Raw genomic sequence first — 16,965 nt, forward strand, 5'->3', positions numbered from 1 at the left:
ACCTACTGTCCCTGCCCCTGGTAGTGCTTGTAGTAAGCGTAGCGCTCGTCATTTCCGGACTCGCACGCCGCGTTATACACGACCCCTAAAAGCCCCGGCCCCTTCACCGACTCGTACGCCTCCAGCACCTCTTCCTCGCTGGCGAGCCGTTCCATGACCACGAGCAATACCCCGTCCACGATATTGGCGAGGGCCCGGCTCTCGGCAAAGGGGAGCAAGGGAGGGGTGTCGAAGATGATGTAGCGATCCGGGTAGCGGTTTTTAAGCTCGTCCACGAGGGCGCGCATCTTCTGTGAGGAGAAAAGCTCCACCGGGTTCTCCACATGGCCTCCCGAGCGGATCAGCGAGAGCTTCCCGAGACCGGTCTGCACGATGGTGTCGGGGATCTCGGCCTTGCCGGAGAGGATGTCGGCGAGGCCAGGGCCCTGCTCGATCTCCAGGTATTTGTGCAGGGACGGGCGGCGCAGGTCTGCGTCGACCAGAAGCACGGTGTGGTCGAGCCCCTGGGCAAGGCTCGCGGCAAGGTTGAGAGCCGTGAGGCTTTTGCCTTCCCCGGGGACCGAGCTCGTCACCATGATCGAGTTTTTGAACCTGTCCCCGTCGGTGAGCTTCACGAGGACCGACTTCAGCTTTCGGTACTCCTCGGCAGCCGGTGAGTGCGGGTCGAGGATGTTGACCAGGAAGGGGTGCCTGGGCATCAGCACCCGCTCCGGCGGAACTGCCGGCGGCGCCGTGGCGACGCGCGTCGCATTCCCCGGCGGCGCCGCCGTCGCAACCTCCGTGGTGCCGCTCCCCTCTGCCGCCTCGCGGGGAGCCCCTTCCTCTCTGAGCCGTGCCGCCTTTTCCATCGCCATCTCAATTCTGCTCATAATATCCTCGCTGCCGCTCTCCCCGCTCCCGTGTCGGGACGCGGCCGGTTCGTTATCGCTAGTGCAGCATCCCCCATAGCCCCTGGCTTATCGGCGTCAGGTGGTCCAAAAGCCTGTCCATGTACGGCAGTTGCAGAAGCTCCATGACCGGGAACACCAGCAGAAGCAGGAAATAGACCGCTGCAACCGCGATGATGCGGTGTGTCCTTCTGCGCATCGTTATCGCCTGCTGCGCATCGACCATCCTCGGGACGACGGCGAGAACCGGTACCCCCAGGGCCTTCACGAAGGAGAGCTCCTTAACCGAGCCGTCGAACTGGTCCCGAAGCACCAGGAGGCCGAGACTGCCGGCGAGCCCGCCAAATATCCCCGCCAGCATGATCATGATCCGGTTCGGGCTCGAGGGCTTGACGGGCAGGACCGCCGGATCCACGATGCGGAAGGTGGTGGATTTGTCCTGCACTTCCATCTGCTTGGAGACCTCGGACTGCCCGTGCCGCGCATAGAGCTCGTCGTAGAGCTTTTTCTGATTCTCCCGCTCCACCTCGAGCTTCGCGAGCCCCGCCTTCGCCCCCGGGATACTCTGCAGGACCTCGCGGTTCTTCTGGATATGCCGGTTAAGCCCCTCCTCGACCACCTTCAGGGCCGCGACCTCGGAGTCGATCTTCGCCACTTCCTGCGGGTCGAGCGGCTGCGGCTCTCCCCCCTTGCGGGCTTTGAGCTGCTCCTGCACCGTCTCGATATCCCCCTTCACGGTGAGCACCTCCGGGTAGCTGTCCGTGTACTGCACCCGCAACTCTTCGAGCCGCTTTTGCAGGGCGATCAACCTGGACTGAAGGGGGTCGTTGGCTCGCCTGGTCACCTGGCGCATCCCCTCGAGCTGGCGCCTTCTTAACTGCAGGTCGTAGAGTTTTTGCTGGGCCGTGTTGATCTCCTCGAAGAGCTTGCCTTCGTCGATCGAGATGATCCCACCCTTCTCGCGCTTGTAGGCGTTCACCTCGCCCTCGCTCTTCTCCAGTTTCGTGTTGAAGGTCTGGATCTGCTCGGCCAGGAACTTGGTGGCGTCGTACGATTCGCCCCGCTTCGACGAGGTATTCTGCTCGATGTACAGCCGCACCAAGGTGTTCACGAAGTCGCGCGAGATCCTCGGATCGCTGTAGGCGAAGGAGATGATGAAGAGGTTGTTCTTCTCCTTGACCTTCACCGTGATGTTTTTCTGCAGATCCCTGATCAGCTCGTCATTCCCCTCCTTGCCGAGGTTCATGTCCAGGCTCTCCATCGCCTTGGTCAGAAGCGACCGGCTGGTGATGGCGTAGGTGAGTACGTTGATGGTGTCGTCCATGGAGGGGGTGACCGTGATCCCCTTCACCAGTTCGCTGATCACGTTTTTCTCGATGAACACGGTGCTCGAGGACTCGTACTTTCTCGGCAGAAGGTAGCTCACCAGAAAGACGAGGGTCATGATCAGCAGCGCCCAAAGAACGAAGCGTTCCTTGTGCCTCGTGACAAGCTGCACGTATTTCTTGTATTCAGATTCCTGCACGGCTGCCCCCTATGCCTAAAAAAATGCTTCCTTGACCAGTATGTAATCCCCGGCCTTCAGGTCGATGTTCTGGGAGAGATCCCCCTCCTTGAACAGCTTCTTCGCCTTGACCTCCAGGGAGCGGGGCTTGTCCCCCTCCTTCCTGCGCACCACCACGTCGTTTTGGTCGGCAAACTTGGTGAAGCCCCCCGCCTCCAGGATCGCCTCCATCACCTTCATCCCCTCCCGGTACTCGATGGATTTCGGAAGGTTCACCGCACCGAGAACGTAGACGCTGCGGTCGGTAAGAAGCGGAACGAACAACGAGTCGTTCGACTCGAGCTGCAGGTCCTGGCTCGTGTCCCCCTGGATAAACAGGCGGTGCAGATCGACCTTCATCTTCTGCCCCTCGCGCAAGAGGTAGGCGTTGCGCAGGTCGGCGGTCTTCACCTCCGGCAGCATGCACAGAAGCTGCAAGAGCGTCGTGCGCCTCGAGAGGTCGTAGACCCCCGCCTTCACGCCGGAACCGAAGATGTACACCTTGGAGTTGGTGATCTCGCGCACCGTGACGGTGACGATAGGGTTCTTCACCAGCTCCTTCAGCCGCCCCCCGAGGTACCCCTGAAGCTGGCTCGGGGTGCTGCCGCTCGCGGTCACCTCTCCAAGGCCCGGGACGGTGATCTTGCCGTCGGGGCGGACCCGGACCTGGAAATTCAGGTCCTTCACCCCCCAGACCGCGATGTCCAGGAGATCCCCCTCCCCGATCTGGTAATCGCCTCCGAAGAGGGCGGCGGGGAGGGAAAAAAGCGCGACCGTTATCAGTACCAGCAGTCTCAGTCTCATTGTTTCCTCCTTTTAACTCATCTTCCGCGTCCGAAAAGCACCACCTTGACCGTCTCGAAGATGATCCGGGTGTCGAGGAACACGGAAAGGTTCTTGATGTAGTAGAGGTCGTAGCGCAGCTTCTCGATGGCGTCCTGCGCCGTGGAGCCGTACGGGTAGCGGACCTGCGCCCAACCGGTCACACCGGGTTTGATGGTGTGGCGCTTGGAGTAGTAGTAGATCTCCTGCCTCAGCTTCTCAACGAACTCCGGGCGCTCCGGCCTTGGGCCTATGAAGCTCATCTCGCCGCGCAGCACGTTTATGAGCTGCGGGATTTCATCGATGCGCGAGTTGCGCAGGACGGCGCCCACCCGGGTAATGCGCGCGTCGTTTTTCTGCGCCCAGACGGCGCCGTCACGCTCCGCATCTTCGCGCATGGAGCGAAACTTGTAGAGGGTGAAGATCTTCTCCCCGAGGCCTACGCGCCTTTGCCTGTAAAAGAGCGGGCCGGGGGAGTCGAGCTTCACGGCCAGGACGACAAGGGGCAACAAGGGGGCGCTCAGCAAAAGGCCGGTCAACGACAAGAGGATATCGATGCAGCGCTTGTACACGTTGATGAGGGCGGTGCGGCGAAAGCCGCTTGAGAATATGATCCAGGAGGGGGTCATCTCCTCCAGCAAAAGCTTTTCCTGTACCAGCTCGTAGAAGGTAGGCGCGTCGAGGACCTCGATGCCGTTTAGCTTGCAGCGCATCATCTCCTGTAGAGGCAGCACGCCGCGCCGCTCGGCTAGCGCCACCACGATCACCGACGCCTTTTGCTCCCGCGCGATCTGCAAGAGATCGTCCTGGGCCGGGATGATCAACGACCGGAACCGTTCCGGGTCGTGCACCGTCTGCTCCGGGCGATGCCCCGGGTCGCACTCGAGGTAACCGGCCAGGGTGAAGGAGCCGCTTTGCGAGGTGAGAAGCCCCCCGAGCTGGCAGGCGAGGTCGCCGGTGCCGAGAATCAGGACGCGCTGGGCGAAAGGGACCTTCCTTGAGTTGACGTTGGTGAGCGCGTACCAGGAGGCCTGCAGCACCACGAAAAAACCCAACGCGAAAAAGAGGAGCCCGCGTCCAAGCATCAGCTCCGGCCAGAGGTAATAGACCACGGAGAGGAAGAAAAAGGCGGCGCATCCCCCCTGGGTGCAGGCGGCGAGGATATCGCGCTTGCGACTCTCCCGGGGGAGCGAGTATACCTCCATCAGATAAGAGGAAAAGAGGGTGACGGAGACGAACAAGACGCCACCCATCACCCCCTGTTCCGGGCGCCATTCCTGGGCCAGGACCGGGCTGCCGAAGCGCACCCCGGCAGCCAAAAGCAGTGCGGCGATGGCGAGTACCGCGTCGGTAAATATGTAAAAAGCTACACGCAGGTCCATACAGGTTCGGATTTCCTCCCCGCCGCGGGGCTCGCGCGCCGGGCATCTATTTTCTCAACTGTGCTAAAAGCGCCTGAGCCGCCTTGCGGTCCGGGTACTCTCCCATGGCAAGGGATTCCTGGAGCGCCTTCTGCGAACGGGCCAGATCCCCCGTCTGACGATAGGCAAGCGCCAGGTGGTAGCGCACCGTGGGGTTCCCCGGAGCGAGCACGGCCGCCCGCTCCAGCACTTTGACGGCATCCGCGTTGCGCCCGTTGCGGTAAAGGGCGTAGCCAAGGGTGTCGGTCACCAAGGCGTTGCCCGGATCGATGCGATAGGCCTCGAACGAATAACGAAGCGCCTCTTCCTTGCTGCCGTACCCATCGGCGCAGAGGTAGGCAAGGTTGTTGAGGGCCGGCAGGTACGCGGCATCGCATTTAAGCGCCAGCCGGTATTTGGCGGCAGCCTCTTTCTTTTTCCCGGTCGCGTCGAGGATCTCGGCAAGGGCGGTGTGGGCGGGCGCGTAGTCCGGTCTCAGCTTCGCTGCCGCGAGGTAAGCGGCCTGGGCCTTGTCGTACTCCTTCGCGGCCTTGTAGATGTTCCCTTGCGTGATGCGCACGTCGGCGCTTTTGCCGTCCGCCTGGACCGCCTGATCCGCCTCGGCCAGCGCTTCGGGTACGGAGCCCAAGTTCAGGTACACCGAAGCGAGCAGCAGGTGACCGTCTGCGGCGCCGGGCCGCTTGGCTGCCAGCCTGCGGGCGTTCTCGATCGCCTTGGCGCGGTCCTTCATGGCCGCATAGGTGGCAACCTTTAGCCTCAGCCCGCGTTCCTGGTTCAAAAGTTCCATGTCGTCGGCCACCTTGAGCGCCCTGCGATAATCCTTCTGTGCCAGGTAGATGCGGGCCTTGAAGTCGAGTGGAGCGACTGCCGACGGCAAAACTTTGATCGCCTCGTCGAGCACCTCGATCGCCTTGCCGTCCGCGCGCTTCTTCTGGTGGTAGGCAGCCAGCGCCAAAAAGGCCTCGGGCGCCTTGGTCTGAACCGCCTTCCGGTAGAAGGAGAGTGCCTCTGCTTCCTTACCGGTCAAATCGTTCAGTGCGGCAAGCCCGAGCATGGCGCGTACGTTTCTCGGGTCCTTGGCAAGCAGCGCATTGAACTCGCTGATCGCCCTTGTGTAGTCGCCGGTAGCAGCATAGTAACTGGCCAGATTCTGGTACGAGGCGGTGAAGGCGGGGTCGATTCGTTTCGCCTGTTCCAGGTTCTTAAGCCCCTCCCCCCTGTTTCCCGAGCCCAGTTGCACAGCCGCGATGGCGTTGTAGAGCGCCGCGTCCGACTTCGCACCTTTAAGCCCACCCTGCAAAACCGAAATGGCTTTTGCCGGGTTCTTCTCGCGGCTGTAGTAAGAGGCGAGCAAGAGCCTGCCCCCCGTGGCATTCGGCGCGGACTGAACCGCTGCTGCGAGTTCAACCTCCCCTTCCCGCCCTTTCCCCTTGGACAGGTAGAACGCGCCTTTCTTTAGGTGCGCCGCCACCAGCTTCGGATCGAGCCGGGTGGCGCGATCGAGTTCGCGCACCCCCTGGTCGAAAAGGCCCTGGGACATGTACGCAGTCCCGAGCATGGCGTGGGCAGCGGCATCGGATTCGTCGGCGGCGAGGACCTTTTTGATCTCGGTGATGCCGTCCTCAGTCCTTTGTTGGGCCAAAAGCGTCTGTGCCATCACGAGGCGCGCCTGGCGCGCCGACGGCATCCTGTCAAGGATGAAGCGGAACTGGCTCAGGGCGTTCTCGAATTCCCCCTTACTGTAGTAGCTAAGCCCCAAGAAGTGGTACCCGTCGGGGTTGGGAGAGAGTTTTACCGATTGCTGCAGCAGCGTGATGGCCTCGGCGTAGTCTTTGCGGTAAAACGCCACGATTCCCTTCAGACGATAGCCGTCACCGTTTTTCGGCGACCTGTCGATCATCCGCTCCGCTGCGGCGTTAGCCTGATCAAGCTCTTTTCTCTCCACCTGAATCAGCCCGAGCTTGTATACGGCCTCACTGCGGTTCGGGTCGAGCTTGAGGATCTTCTCGTAAAGGGAGACCGCCTTGTCAGTGTTGCCGGCCACCTTTTCCAGAGCAGCCAACTTGAACAAGGCCTTGAAGTTGTCCGGTTGCGTCTGGAGCAGCGTGTTCAGCATGCCCCTCGCCTGCTGAACGTCTCCCAGGGCCTGGTACACGTCGGCAAGGTACAGCTTTGTTTCAGGGCGCTTCTGATCGGCCTGAAGCGCCCGTACCAGGTAATCCCGGGCATCCTGGTACCTGTCCCGAACTACGAATGAGATGCCGAGAACCTCGAGTCCCTGGGCATCCCCTGGATGCCTGGAAAGGTACTGCTGCCCCATTGTGAAGGCCTGGTCCCCTTTTCCCATGGCGTTGCTAAGCCGTGCCAGTTCAAGCATCACCTCATCGCGGGAGGGATTCTGGGTGAGAACCTTGGCAAATTCCTTTTCCGCCTGGCTGTTTTTACCCAGCGCGGCGTAAGCCTTGCCCAACTGGTATCTCGCTTCCAGGAAGTTGCCGTCCTTGTCGAGGGCGTTTTTGAAGTAGACAACGGCCCCGGCGGGGTTGGCAGCGTCCATCTGCTTTACACCTTCGTTGTATAGGTCTTCTTTCGTCTTGCTGCCACATCCGGGTAAGACGACCAACAACGCCAGCAGCAACAAAAATAATTTCATGGGGTTCCTCCAATTCGCTCCAACAAGGGACGCTCCCATTGACTGCTCCGTAACACCAAAGGTACGACGACGCCTCTGTCGGATATTCTTACATAGCCCGGCTGTGACGCAAGCAGGTAACACTCATTTCTTGGCAGATTATAAAAAGATAATAAGTGACGGGATCTTTTTGGTAATTGCCGGGAGGTGAGGGGCCGGGTTTAGTGAAGCCTGCGACAACGTTGAGGAAGGCCCGGCTGTTAGCTACCGGGTTTGCTGCAATGTGGGGATGCACCGGCATGGCGCTCGAGACTGCCACAGAAAAACCCGCCACTGTTCCAAGCATACTGGAATCGGTGGCGGGTCATTCTTTCATCTTCCCTATTCAGGGGTCGTCAACCATCGATGACTTTGTCTAGTCCCTCTCTTCATCTTCTCCGCGGTACGGCAACTAGCTGCGTTGACGACGTTTGCCATAAATTGCCAGGCCAAGGAACCCTGCGCCGAGCAGTACTATGGTTCCCGGTTCGGGAACGGGCGGGTTACCGCCACCTTCTGCATCATGTGAGAAGGGAGCGAAGAGGTAGCTTACGTGGTTCCCGGAGAGTATGTGGTCGTACGCATCGAAGTGGACGCCACTTGCGTAACCGGTGATATCTACGGTATAGGCGTTGATCTGCCCCGGGGTGGAGAGCGTGGACAGGTCAGGTGCGGTGACGCTGAAGTCGCCTATCATAGAGTCCGTAAGGGTGAAATCGCCGAGGCCGAAGGAGACCCAACTAGTCCCAGCACCATAGATGCCGTGGCTAGGAAGCAGGCTGCCGTCACCAAGTACGGGTTGATCGCCTACACCGCTCGGGCCTACGGTCGGGGCTGAGGGCGTTGATGGATCGATAACAGGGGAAGCCGCCGTTGTCGGGGTTAAAGTGATGGTGCCGGTCTCACCGGTCTTGAACGCGGCGGACAGGAAGACGTTGGTGATAGGCTCCTTGTTTCCCCAACCTAAAACCCAGAGGGTGAAGGAATTACTGGTTGTGACCCAGGTCTCGGTTGAATCGTAAGTAGCACCAGGGATGTACAGTTGGAGAACCGGCTCAGCAAAGGCTGATGTTGAGAACATCAGCGCGGCAGCGGCTGCTAGTATCAACTTTTTCATGACCTACCTCCTTTTTTAACCTCATTTTCCTTGAAGGGACATTAAGTTGCTTTTCCTACTGCACCAGCCGTGCCATAACTCCAAGTAGCCGTTTTTACATCGGACCTATCAAACCGGCATGCCGCCTTCTGTAAGGTATCTCGACAAAGGCAGAGAGGCTTTCAGAGCGAAGTGAGCCGAAATCACGGGAAAATCCGGGTGAGGACCGCCCGACGGGAAGGCAAATAACCCGTAACAGGCCGATTCAAAAAGGATTGGCGCTTTGCGCGGAGATTCTGTCGATTTTTTTTACAAAGAGATGGACGTCCGGGAAATGGTTTTAGACGGAGGGGATAAACGTTGGAGATGTTCTTCAGTGAAGCCGAACATGGGTGTTGCAGTGGGAATCGCACATCGCGGTGATCGTGTCGCAAAAGGGAAGTGTAGGACGCCGCCGGCGTCTTTTACCGCAGCAACAATACCGCTGCCAAAGGGGCTGTTAGAAAATCCGACAGTACCACGTCGAAGCGTCCTGATAGACGGCGTTTCATGCGGCAGCGCTTCCTATGTGCCTTCTTTCCGGACCGCCGTAGGACTTTTGATGCTTCGACCTGCGAATCGGATCGATGCCGATGGTCACCCAGCCGGAAGAACGGAGAAATCTGGCAACGACACCGGCCTCTATCAGGCTGTCGAGCATGTAATCCTTCACGTAGTCGTATCTCTTGTTTGTCCAATGCACCTGAACCAGCATGACCGCCCCCCTCGAGCCACATTCTCTGTAGCTACAGGTTAAATGCAGGACTTCTGTCAATGCCCTTGCAATATTCAGACCCCGCTAAGACTGAAGGAGCCGGATGGACAGGTCACCGGTGCTGTGGTAAATACCGCCAATATGATTGATCTAGTCGCCAAATTCTTGCGTGTGGAGCGTGCTGTCATCGCACGCGTACTTCCCTTCGCCCTTTTTATGGCCTTCATAGCGCTCGAGGAAGGGTTGCGCGAGGCCACACAGCGGCAGTGGGTCACCCTGACCGACCAGTCCTTCTACCTGTTGTATCCGCTAAAGACCATAAGCGTGGCATTGCTGCTTTACGTTGTGCGCTCTGAATTCAAGGAAGAACTGCGATGGAGGGAGCTGCTGAAGCCCGCGGCTTCGTTGGCGGCCGCAGGTGCCGGGGTAATCACCTTCCTGCTCTGGATCAACGTTCAGACGACCCTGCCACTGGTGGGATCCTCGCCCGGCTTCAACCCGATGCTTCTTCCAGAGGGGGCGGTACGGCTCCTTCTAACCGCGACGCGGGTTGCGGGGGCCGTGCTCGTGGTCCCAGTGATGGAGGAGCTTTTCTGGCGCTCCTTTCTGATACGCTACCTGATCCGTCCGGATTTCCGATCCGTGCCGGTCGGGACCTTCAGTTGGGGTTCCTTCCTGATCACCACGGTCCTCTTCGGACTCGAACACCACTTCCTCCTTGCCGGTATGCTGGCAGGCGCCATCTTCAACGTCGTCCTTTACCGAACCCGAAGCCTCGCCCTTTGCATCCTCTCCCACGCCGTCGCAAATCTTGCCCTCGCCATATACGTCCTTAAAAGCGGCGCCTGGTACTTCTGGTAGCGCAGCTAGAACTGTCCCAGCACGGTGCGGGCCTGTCTCGATGAGGCGCTGAGCGGGTTCTGAGCCTGTTGGTGCGCTTCGGCAAGGCGCAGCATGTTGAGACCTTCCTGCCTCAAATCGCAGGAAACCGCCCCGAGCTCCCCGGAGAGGCCGGCTTCATGCCATGCTGCGGAAGACGTGGTTTCGGAGGAGAAGCCCGGCCCGCTGCACGGCTTGGATCGGCGCTGTTCCCGACAGGGTGGTCTGCAGCCCGGATTTCTCATGTCGCCTCCTTGAAGGGTGGGATGGGCGGGACGGCGTGCGCCGCCCCGCCTTCATGACTAGAACAGCCTGAGGATGGACTGCGCAGCCTGCGAGGAGAGGCTGAGCGAGGTGGTACCGAGCGACTGGCGTGTCTGCAGCATCAGCATGTTCGCCCCTTCTTCGTTCATGTCGGCGAGGGTGAGGTTGTCGGCCCCGGTCTGCAGCGTGTTGATCATCTCGTCGGTGAAGCTCTGGCGGGTGGTGATGATGTTCAGGTTCGCGGCGAGGGCCTGGGTGTTCACCCTCAGCGTGGAAATGGCGGTATCCATCTTCGCGGTGTCAGTGGTGATGTCAGAAACGCTCTGCCAGTTGCCGCTGGCCGTGGTGAGGCTCAGGCCGTCCGAGCTGGCCAGGAAGCCGACGACGTCGAGGGTCGAGCTGGCATCCTCATTGAAGTTCACCGTGAGCGTGTTGATCGAACTCAGGAGATTCAAGCCCCGGTACCCGGAGTCGGAGGAGATGTTGTCGATCTGGCTGCGGATGGTGTTGTACTGGTCGGCCAGCTTCGCCTGGACCGTCGTGTCGCTCGTGGAGAGGGCGGACTGGGCGACACCCTTGGCGGCGTTGATGAGGCCGGTGATGGCGGAGATGCCGGCGTTGGTCGCACTCACCGTCTGCACCGCTTCAGACATCCCGTCCTTGCGGTCGGAGAGGTCGCTCGCCCTCTGGTTCGCGTTCTGGGCTGCAAAGTAGTTGGTCGGGTTGTCGAGCGCGCTGTTCACCCTTTTCCCCGAGGAGAGTCTCTGCTGGGTGCGGTTCAGCAGCTGGCTCGTGTTCTGCAGGTACAAAAGGTTGGTCCTCATGCCGGCGGTCAAAGAGATATCACTCACTGTCATGGCGTAGCTCCTTTTCTAGGCGACCCGGCGTTCTGCCGGTGGTTTTCCAACCGATGGTCGTCGCAACGGGAAGTATCGCGGAGTGGCCGGTTCCGTGCCCCTCCCGTGCACGACATCTCTCCTTATCGACCGCGGAGAATTATAACTTAAATATTTTTAATTCGTGAATGCAAATAAAAATACAAGCGGGGTAGTGGCGAGGAGCACCCCTGGTGCGCAGGGGGCGGCTTGCGAGGGGCAGCGAAGAAGAGGACGAAAACGAGGCGCCGCACGCACGTGACGGCGCCCTAAGGACTCGAAACTACGGACTGTTTACTTGGCCTGAAAACGCACCACCGCCCCCCCGCCCGCCGCAGCCGCGGTCCCCTTGCGGCGGTTGACGCCCCCCGCGAAGTACAGGGAGCCGTACTTCCCGTAGTGGGTTACCTTCGGCGCGTACTGGAGCGCGGCGCGCTCCGATCCCGGGAGGAACAGGGCGACCGCCCCCGTTTCCGGCACGTGGCGCATCAGCACCTGGAAGAGCAGGGAGTCTGCATCCCCCTCCCCTGCCGTGCCAGGTAGTTCCGCGCCGGCCGGGATCAGGGAGCGGTCCGCGGGCATGCCGCAGATGACGAGGTCGTGGCGCGCCGCCTCCGTCGGCGTCAGTGCGGCCTCGCCTACGATGGGGGCCGTCCCCTGGGAAAGGGAGGCCAAGAAGGCGCGGAAGGTCTCCGGACGCGCCCGGCAGTCGCGCGCTACCACGCCCATAAGGCGCGTGGAGCCCTTCACGCTGTTCACCGTGGCGGGGATCTCGTCCTTGGCGAGGATCCGGAACAGGTCCGCGGCGGGATCGAGAAGCAGGCGCCCCGGAGCGGTCGTACTAGTAAGCGTGAACGGGGTCTCTTCACGCGCAGCGACCCGAACGACCTCGGTCGTCGCCCCGCCCGCCGACTCAAGGCGCAGCGGAAGATCCACGGCGAAAAACGGCGCGGACTGCCGCACCACCCCGTTCACCCGCCACCCCTTACCGTCGCGGCGCAGCGTCACATCCGCCAGCGCGAGACGCGGGCCGCCGGGACGGGTGAGCCAGGTCCTGAAAACGGATAGGTCGGCCCCGGAGCGCTCCGAGAAGGCACGCAGGAGGTCGCTCCATGAGGCGTCCCGGTACATCCGCTCCCGGGCCACCTGCCTAAGCCCCGCGAAGAAGGCTTCGTCCCCGATATGGCGCCGGATCATGTGGAACACCATGGCCCCCTTGCCGTAACCGATGGCGCGCGAGGCGGGATCGCTGCGGCTGGCAAAGGAGGTGAGCGGGAAGTCGTTTTGCGGCGTGACCAGTGAGGCGTAGTCGATGAGGAGCTGCCTGCGGTAGTCGCTCCCCTCCGCCTCCGAGCGGCGCTCCTTCAGCAGGTAGTCCGCCAGGTAAGTCACCAACCCCTCGCACCAGTTCCCCTCGGACGCGTCGACGTCGACGCCGTTGCCCCACCAGCTGTGCGCGATCTCGTGGGGAAGGCTCGTATCGGCGATGAACGGGAGCCTGATCACGGAGCCCCCCAGAAGCGTGAAGGAGGGGAAGCCGTACCCCGTCGGGAAGAAGTTTTCCACCACGGCGTACTTCTCGAAGGGGTATGGGCCAAAGAGTTCCTGGTACATGGGGAGGTACCTGGCGACGGCGTCCAGGTAGCGCGGGGCGAGTGCGGCGTTGTCGCGCGAGAGATAGCTGTAAAGCTTGATCCCTGCCACCTCCCGTTCCTCGACGAGGTAGGGTCCCGCGCAGAGGGAGAGGATCCCGACCGGCCGCGCCTCGCGCCAGACGGAGCGGGTCACCCCGCCTGAAGTCTCCCGGGAGAGGCGTGCTCCGAAGGTGACCGCCTCGATCCCGGCGGGGGCCTCGACCTTGACCGTCCGGCTTTGCGGCACCTGCTCCGGCACCGGGTACCAAAGTGCGCCCCCCCCGAGGAAGGTACCCTCTTCGCCTATGGACGCGTTCACCCCGTAGCTCGGGTCCTCGGCCGTCTGGTTGCGTGAGACTTCGTCATGGAAGCTCGCCCGCCATGAAACGGTCACCGTGGCCGCCCGGCCGGCAAGATCGAGGGTAAGAGAGCCCGAGTCGAAGCGCCAGGGGACCTTCTCCCCCCCGGCGTCTTGGACGGACTCGACGCGCGCCGCCGGGGCGAGGCCGAGCCTGGCCTGCTTCGCCACTCCGGCAAAGATGACCGTGGTCGCACCACGCAGCTCGTGCCTTGCCGGGTCGAGGGCGACCCTTATCTCCTGGCTCGCGACCTGGGGTGCCGCGCCTTGTGCACCAAGGGCGAACAGCAGCTGAAACAGCATGACCAAAAGAAAGCAAAGGAACCCGATTCCCCTCACGCTCACCTCCGGGCGCCAGGCGCCGGCTCCTCCGATGCGGGAGGAGCAATTATGTTTGTGATCTCGCATGCATTGGTGTAACCTGCAGCGTGCCATTTCACGGGGCAACACCCCCACGGGAGCCGCATCATGTCCAAGTTAGCCGCTTGCCTGCTCTTCATCATCGTTTCCCTGGTGCTTCCGGCTGCCGCACCGGCCGGAGAGAACATCACGCGCCTAAGCGACGGAAAGCAGGTCGCCATGCGACAGGTCGTCGCCCAAGCTGAAAAGGCGGACCTGGTCCTCGTCGGCGAAGTCCACGACAACAAGGCGCATCACGCCCTGCAGCTCGAGGTGCTCCGCGCAATGAAGAAAGAGGGTATCCCCATCGCTATCGGCATCGAGGCTATGCAGTCGGACAGCCAGGGGAATTTGGACGCCTTCATCGCCGGGAAGATGAGCGAAGAGCGGTTCAAACAGGTCTTCGCCCAAAATTGGTCTTACGACTGGGGGCTTTATCGGGACATATTCGTCTTCGCGAAGGAAAACGGGATCCCCATGATCGCGCTCAACCTCCCGAAGGAGCTGGTGGTCAAGGTTTCGCGCCGCGGCTATGCGGCGCTCACCGATGAGGAGAAAAAGAGCCTCCCGCAGGGGACGATGTGCGACCTGAACAACCCGCACACCGAGTTTCTCAAGAAATCTTTCGGCGAGGTGTTCAAACACGTCACCAACGGGCGCGTCTTCGAGTACTTCTGCGAGGCGCAGACCCTGCGCAACAGCGGCATGGCGACCAACATCCGCGCTTACCTGAAAAAGGCGCCCAAGACGAAGGTGGTGGCGTTCACCGGGATCTGGCACGCCGTAAAAAATGCCATCCCGGAACAGCTTTCCCGCAACGGCTCACCCCTTGCGAGCCTCGTCATCATGCCGGAGATCAACGAATTCAAGGGAGGCGAGGCCTCCCCCGAGGTGATCGACTACCTGGTGAGCTTCACCTCTCCGTAACGCGTGCCACATTAAGTCCATTTCCCGCCGATTGCAAGCGCACATCACAGAAGCTTGTTCCACATGAGCGTGAAGCCGCTGCCGGAGCGTCCCTCGCGCATCACCCCGGATTCGTAACTCCACGCGAGGTAGAGCGAGGAGTTCCACAAAAACGCGCTGTCCAGTGCGACCGTTGCAGCGCCACCCTGGCGGTCCCTGAAGGCCACCCGGTCCACCGCCTCGGCACGAGAGCGGTCCGCCCAGATGTACGACCCCAGGGCGCTCAGGTAGAGGAAAAAGGTGAGCTCCCGGCGGTAGCCGGCAGTGGCGGTCGCGTACCCCCGGGCCAGCACCTCGTCGAAGACGACACCGCTGTAGTGCGGCCAGGCAAGGTCGTACTGCTCGCTGGGAAAGGGCGTGCCGTTGATGCGGAAGGCGTTGAAGCGGTCTCCCTTCCCCGCACCGGTGATCCCGCCGTACAGGGCGAAAAGGAGCCGGTCCCTATCTGAAGAGATCCCCGGCACGCCGTAGGCACCGACCAGGTGCCCGCGAAACTGCGCGTAATTGCGGTTACCGCTTCCTCCCTCCTCGCCGCGCCACCGGTCCCGGTGCGTGAAGTCCGCATCGAACCCGGCCGCAACCCCCTTGTGGGGGAGCTCCAGGAGGTTTCTGCGCAGGCCATCGAAGCGACAGCGCAGCCTGGCGCCGAGAAGCGCCGTGTCCGGTGGGACCCAGAGCCCGGGGGAGGTATCCCCTTCTCGGTGGGCGTAAAAGTATCCGGCGCGGGCTAAAAGCTGCACCCTGAAATCGTTGTCCACCTGAAAGGGCGACACGGGGGTCCGGTAGCCAATCCCCGCCGCACCGACGAGGGTGCCGAAGTAGAGCGAGGTCCCCCGCACATCTTCACCGTGGTTGATCTCACGCTCCGCCACCGGGAGGGTCTCGTTCTCGAACTGCGCCACCAGGTCCAGGCCGCCTGCGTCGCGGTCATACTCAATTTCGTTCACAAAGAGCGCGATCATGGCGCGGGCGTGCGAGCGCTCGGTGACGCGCCGGTGAAAGAAGGCGGCGACCGGCAGCGCAGATGTCTGTCCCTGGGGGGGCTCAAGAAGGGATGCGCCGAGGGTGATGGAGTTCATCCGGGCGCGATCGACCGCCGGGATCTCGACCTCGCGCCCCATGAAGGTGACCCGTCCCGGCTCACCCGCCAGAGGGGTGTGGTACTCACCGTCCCCATCGGCGCTGCACGGTGAGGCGAGCACGCAGAGGATGCAAAAAGGGAGCACGCCGCGCAATATAGCCCCTATAAGGCTTCCCGACCGTAACGAGCGCGCCGTGCCGCGCGCCACTCTTTCCTCGCCCCCGTTTCCCCCACTACTACGTCTTACGACCCGTCTCCATGTCCCTGTAGTCCTTCCGTCCACGCTTGTCATGGCCGCCTCCTAATCCTGGTGGTTGACATCCCCCGCACGAACACCCGCTACACTATAGTTGGATTTCCCTAACCATCAACCGAAGAGCTTTTTTCCGGCTTGACAGGGCATGGTTACCATACGGTAAAGTTCTCATCAGATAACCAAGAGTAGGAGGTGGGCTAAATGGAAGAATTGACCGCACGGCAAAAGGAAGTGCTGGAGATCGTGTCCCGGCACATAGAGGAGTACGGCTACCCCCCCACCTTGCGTGAGATCGGTGCGAAGCTCGGGGTGAGCGGCACGCTGGGGGTTCTGAAGCACCTGGACGCCCTGGAGCGCAAGGGATACCTGCGCCGGCAGGAGGGAAGCACGCGCGGCATCACCTTGAGCCAGCAGGGACAGGGGGTCCCCCTCCCCATCGTTGGCCAGGTACGGGCGGGCACCCTGCACCCCGCGATAGAGGACATCGAGGGGCACTTCACCATCGACCGCTCGCAGATGGACAAGGGGGGGACCTTCTTCCTGCGCGTGAAGGGGGATTCCATGATCCACGCCCACATCGTGGAGGGGGACCTCGCGCTGGTGCGCCCGCAGCCCGACGCCCACAACAAAGACATCGTGGTCGCCATGGTGGGTGGGGAGGCGACGCTGAAGCGCTTTTACCGGGAGGCGGACCGGATCAGGCTCCAGCCGGAAAACCCGAACTACGACCCGATCATCGTGCACGAGGGGGATGGCGAAGTCTCCATCGTAGGGAAAGTGGTTGGCATCTACCGGCAGATGGAGTAATTTCATGCAGCGCTTTTGTGAGAGCATCAGGGTGGCCGCGGTTTTCTCCCCGGGGACGCGGGTAAAGCCGGTCTGGTTCGAGTGGCGGCGGCAGCGGCACGCGGTGACGCGCTGGCCCTATTTCTGGAAGGACAACCTCGGAGGCGCGACGAGGCTGCACTTCGCAGTCTGCGACGACAGCAACCTCTACGAAATCGTGTACGACACCTCGGACCAGAACTGGACCCTCGTGGGGGTCGAGGAGCAGTAAGA

Annotated in this window: 15 protein-coding genes; 4 read left to right on the top strand and 11 right to left on the bottom strand. The window is 61.6% G+C overall.

Annotated elements, in window-relative coordinates; genetic code table 11:
- Nucleotides 1-2 precede the first annotated feature (2 nt).
- The 7 genes from E4633_RS11405 to E4633_RS11435 form a co-directional block, all read right to left on the bottom strand.
- Nucleotides 3-869, bottom strand: a complete 867-nt coding sequence (locus E4633_RS11405; RefSeq protein ID WP_135870356.1) for an XrtA-associated tyrosine autokinase — start codon at nucleotides 867-869, stop codon at nucleotides 3-5.
- Nucleotides 870-927: 58 nt separating this feature from the next.
- Entirely contained in the window at nucleotides 928-2,412 is a 1,485-nt protein-coding gene (locus E4633_RS11410) for an XrtA system polysaccharide chain length determinant (protein ID WP_135870357.1), read from the bottom strand.
- Between the two features lie 15 nt (nucleotides 2,413-2,427).
- The gene (locus E4633_RS11415; RefSeq protein WP_135870358.1) at nucleotides 2,428-3,234 is read right to left on the bottom strand and encodes a polysaccharide biosynthesis/export family protein; all 807 of its coding nucleotides are present in this window, start codon (nucleotides 3,232-3,234) and stop codon (nucleotides 2,428-2,430) included.
- Nucleotides 3,235-3,251: 17 nt separating this feature from the next.
- The gene (locus E4633_RS11420) at nucleotides 3,252-4,634 is read right to left on the bottom strand and encodes a TIGR03013 family XrtA/PEP-CTERM system glycosyltransferase (protein WP_135870359.1); all 1,383 of its coding nucleotides are present in this window, start codon (nucleotides 4,632-4,634) and stop codon (nucleotides 3,252-3,254) included.
- A 46-nt stretch (nucleotides 4,635-4,680) separates the two neighbouring features.
- Nucleotides 4,681-7,326, bottom strand: a complete 2,646-nt coding sequence (gene prsT / locus E4633_RS11425; protein WP_135870360.1) for an XrtA/PEP-CTERM system TPR-repeat protein PrsT — start codon at nucleotides 7,324-7,326, stop codon at nucleotides 4,681-4,683.
- Nucleotides 7,327-7,756: 430 nt separating this feature from the next.
- Nucleotides 7,757-8,461 carry a choice-of-anchor N protein gene (locus E4633_RS11430; RefSeq protein WP_135870361.1) on the bottom strand — a complete coding sequence of 235 codons (705 nt, stop codon included), beginning with the start codon at nucleotides 8,459-8,461 and terminating at the stop codon, nucleotides 7,757-7,759.
- A 526-nt stretch (nucleotides 8,462-8,987) separates the two neighbouring features.
- On the bottom strand, nucleotides 8,988-9,194 hold the full coding sequence (locus E4633_RS11435) for a GSU3473 family protein (protein ID WP_135870362.1): 207 nt from the start codon (nucleotides 9,192-9,194) through the stop codon (nucleotides 8,988-8,990).
- Nucleotides 9,195-9,335: 141 nt separating this feature from the next.
- Here E4633_RS11435 and E4633_RS11440 point away from each other — a divergent pair, with 141 nt between their 5' ends.
- Entirely contained in the window at nucleotides 9,336-10,055 is a 720-nt protein-coding gene (locus E4633_RS11440) for a CAAX prenyl protease-related protein (protein WP_135870363.1), read from the top strand.
- A gap of 5 nt (nucleotides 10,056-10,060) precedes the next feature.
- Here E4633_RS11440 and E4633_RS11445 read toward each other — a convergent pair whose 3' ends face one another.
- From E4633_RS11445 to E4633_RS11455, 3 genes are all read right to left on the bottom strand, one after another.
- Nucleotides 10,061-10,318, bottom strand: a complete 258-nt coding sequence (locus E4633_RS11445; RefSeq protein WP_135870364.1) for a hypothetical protein — start codon at nucleotides 10,316-10,318, stop codon at nucleotides 10,061-10,063.
- Nucleotides 10,319-10,375: 57 nt separating this feature from the next.
- Nucleotides 10,376-11,194, bottom strand: coding sequence for a flagellin N-terminal helical domain-containing protein (locus E4633_RS11450; protein ID WP_135870365.1), 819 nt, complete (start codon nucleotides 11,192-11,194; stop codon nucleotides 10,376-10,378).
- Between the two features lie 312 nt (nucleotides 11,195-11,506).
- Entirely contained in the window at nucleotides 11,507-13,543 is a 2,037-nt protein-coding gene (locus E4633_RS11455) for a M1 family metallopeptidase (RefSeq protein WP_246038039.1), read from the bottom strand.
- 129 nt (nucleotides 13,544-13,672) lie between these two features.
- Between E4633_RS11455 and E4633_RS11460 the strand changes: the two genes are divergently transcribed.
- Complete coding sequence (locus E4633_RS11460) at nucleotides 13,673-14,530, top strand: ChaN family lipoprotein (RefSeq protein WP_135870366.1); 858 nt, start codon at nucleotides 13,673-13,675, stop codon at nucleotides 14,528-14,530.
- Between the two features lie 44 nt (nucleotides 14,531-14,574).
- Here the strand turns inward: E4633_RS11460 and E4633_RS11465 are convergent, their stop codons facing one another.
- Entirely contained in the window at nucleotides 14,575-15,795 is a 1,221-nt protein-coding gene (locus E4633_RS11465; RefSeq protein WP_246038065.1) for a porin, read from the bottom strand.
- A gap of 312 nt (nucleotides 15,796-16,107) precedes the next feature.
- Between E4633_RS11465 and lexA the strand changes: the two genes are divergently transcribed.
- The gene (lexA, locus tag E4633_RS11470; RefSeq protein ID WP_135870367.1) at nucleotides 16,108-16,713 is read left to right on the top strand and encodes a transcriptional repressor LexA; all 606 of its coding nucleotides are present in this window, start codon (nucleotides 16,108-16,110) and stop codon (nucleotides 16,711-16,713) included.
- Between the two features lie 4 nt (nucleotides 16,714-16,717).
- Nucleotides 16,718-16,963 (top strand): hypothetical protein, encoded by a 246-nt coding sequence (locus tag E4633_RS11475; RefSeq protein WP_135870368.1) that lies wholly within the window; start codon nucleotides 16,718-16,720, stop codon nucleotides 16,961-16,963.
- Nucleotides 16,964-16,965: the final 2 nt, after the last annotated feature.

Source organism: Geomonas terrae (assembly GCF_004791675.1).
Taxonomy (GTDB): Bacteria; Desulfobacterota; Desulfuromonadia; order Geobacterales; family Geobacteraceae; genus Geomonas; species Geomonas edaphica.

Coding starts and splice junctions, on each gene's coding strand:
- E4633_RS11405 (WP_135870356.1), bottom strand. CDS start 869: ATGAGCAGAATTGAGATGGCGATGGAAAAGGCGGCACGGCTCAGAGAG.
- E4633_RS11415 (WP_135870358.1), bottom strand. CDS start 3,234: ATGAGACTGAGACTGCTGGTACTGATAACGGTCGCGCTTTTTTCCCTC.
- E4633_RS11420 (WP_135870359.1), bottom strand. CDS start 4,634: ATGGACCTGCGTGTAGCTTTTTACATATTTACCGACGCGGTACTCGCC.
- prsT (WP_135870360.1), bottom strand. CDS start 7,326: ATGAAATTATTTTTGTTGCTGCTGGCGTTGTTGGTCGTCTTACCCGGA.
- E4633_RS11430 (WP_135870361.1), bottom strand. CDS start 8,461: ATGAAAAAGTTGATACTAGCAGCCGCTGCCGCGCTGATGTTCTCAACA.
- E4633_RS11435 (WP_135870362.1), bottom strand. CDS start 9,194: ATGCTGGTTCAGGTGCATTGGACAAACAAGAGATACGACTACGTGAAG.
- E4633_RS11440 (WP_135870363.1), top strand. CDS start 9,336: ATGATTGATCTAGTCGCCAAATTCTTGCGTGTGGAGCGTGCTGTCATC.
- E4633_RS11445 (WP_135870364.1), bottom strand. CDS start 10,318: ATGAGAAATCCGGGCTGCAGACCACCCTGTCGGGAACAGCGCCGATCC.
- E4633_RS11450 (WP_135870365.1), bottom strand. CDS start 11,194: ATGACAGTGAGTGATATCTCTTTGACCGCCGGCATGAGGACCAACCTT.
- E4633_RS11460 (WP_135870366.1), top strand. CDS start 13,673: ATGTCCAAGTTAGCCGCTTGCCTGCTCTTCATCATCGTTTCCCTGGTG.
- lexA (WP_135870367.1), top strand. CDS start 16,108: ATGGAAGAATTGACCGCACGGCAAAAGGAAGTGCTGGAGATCGTGTCC.
- E4633_RS11475 (WP_135870368.1), top strand. CDS start 16,718: ATGCAGCGCTTTTGTGAGAGCATCAGGGTGGCCGCGGTTTTCTCCCCG.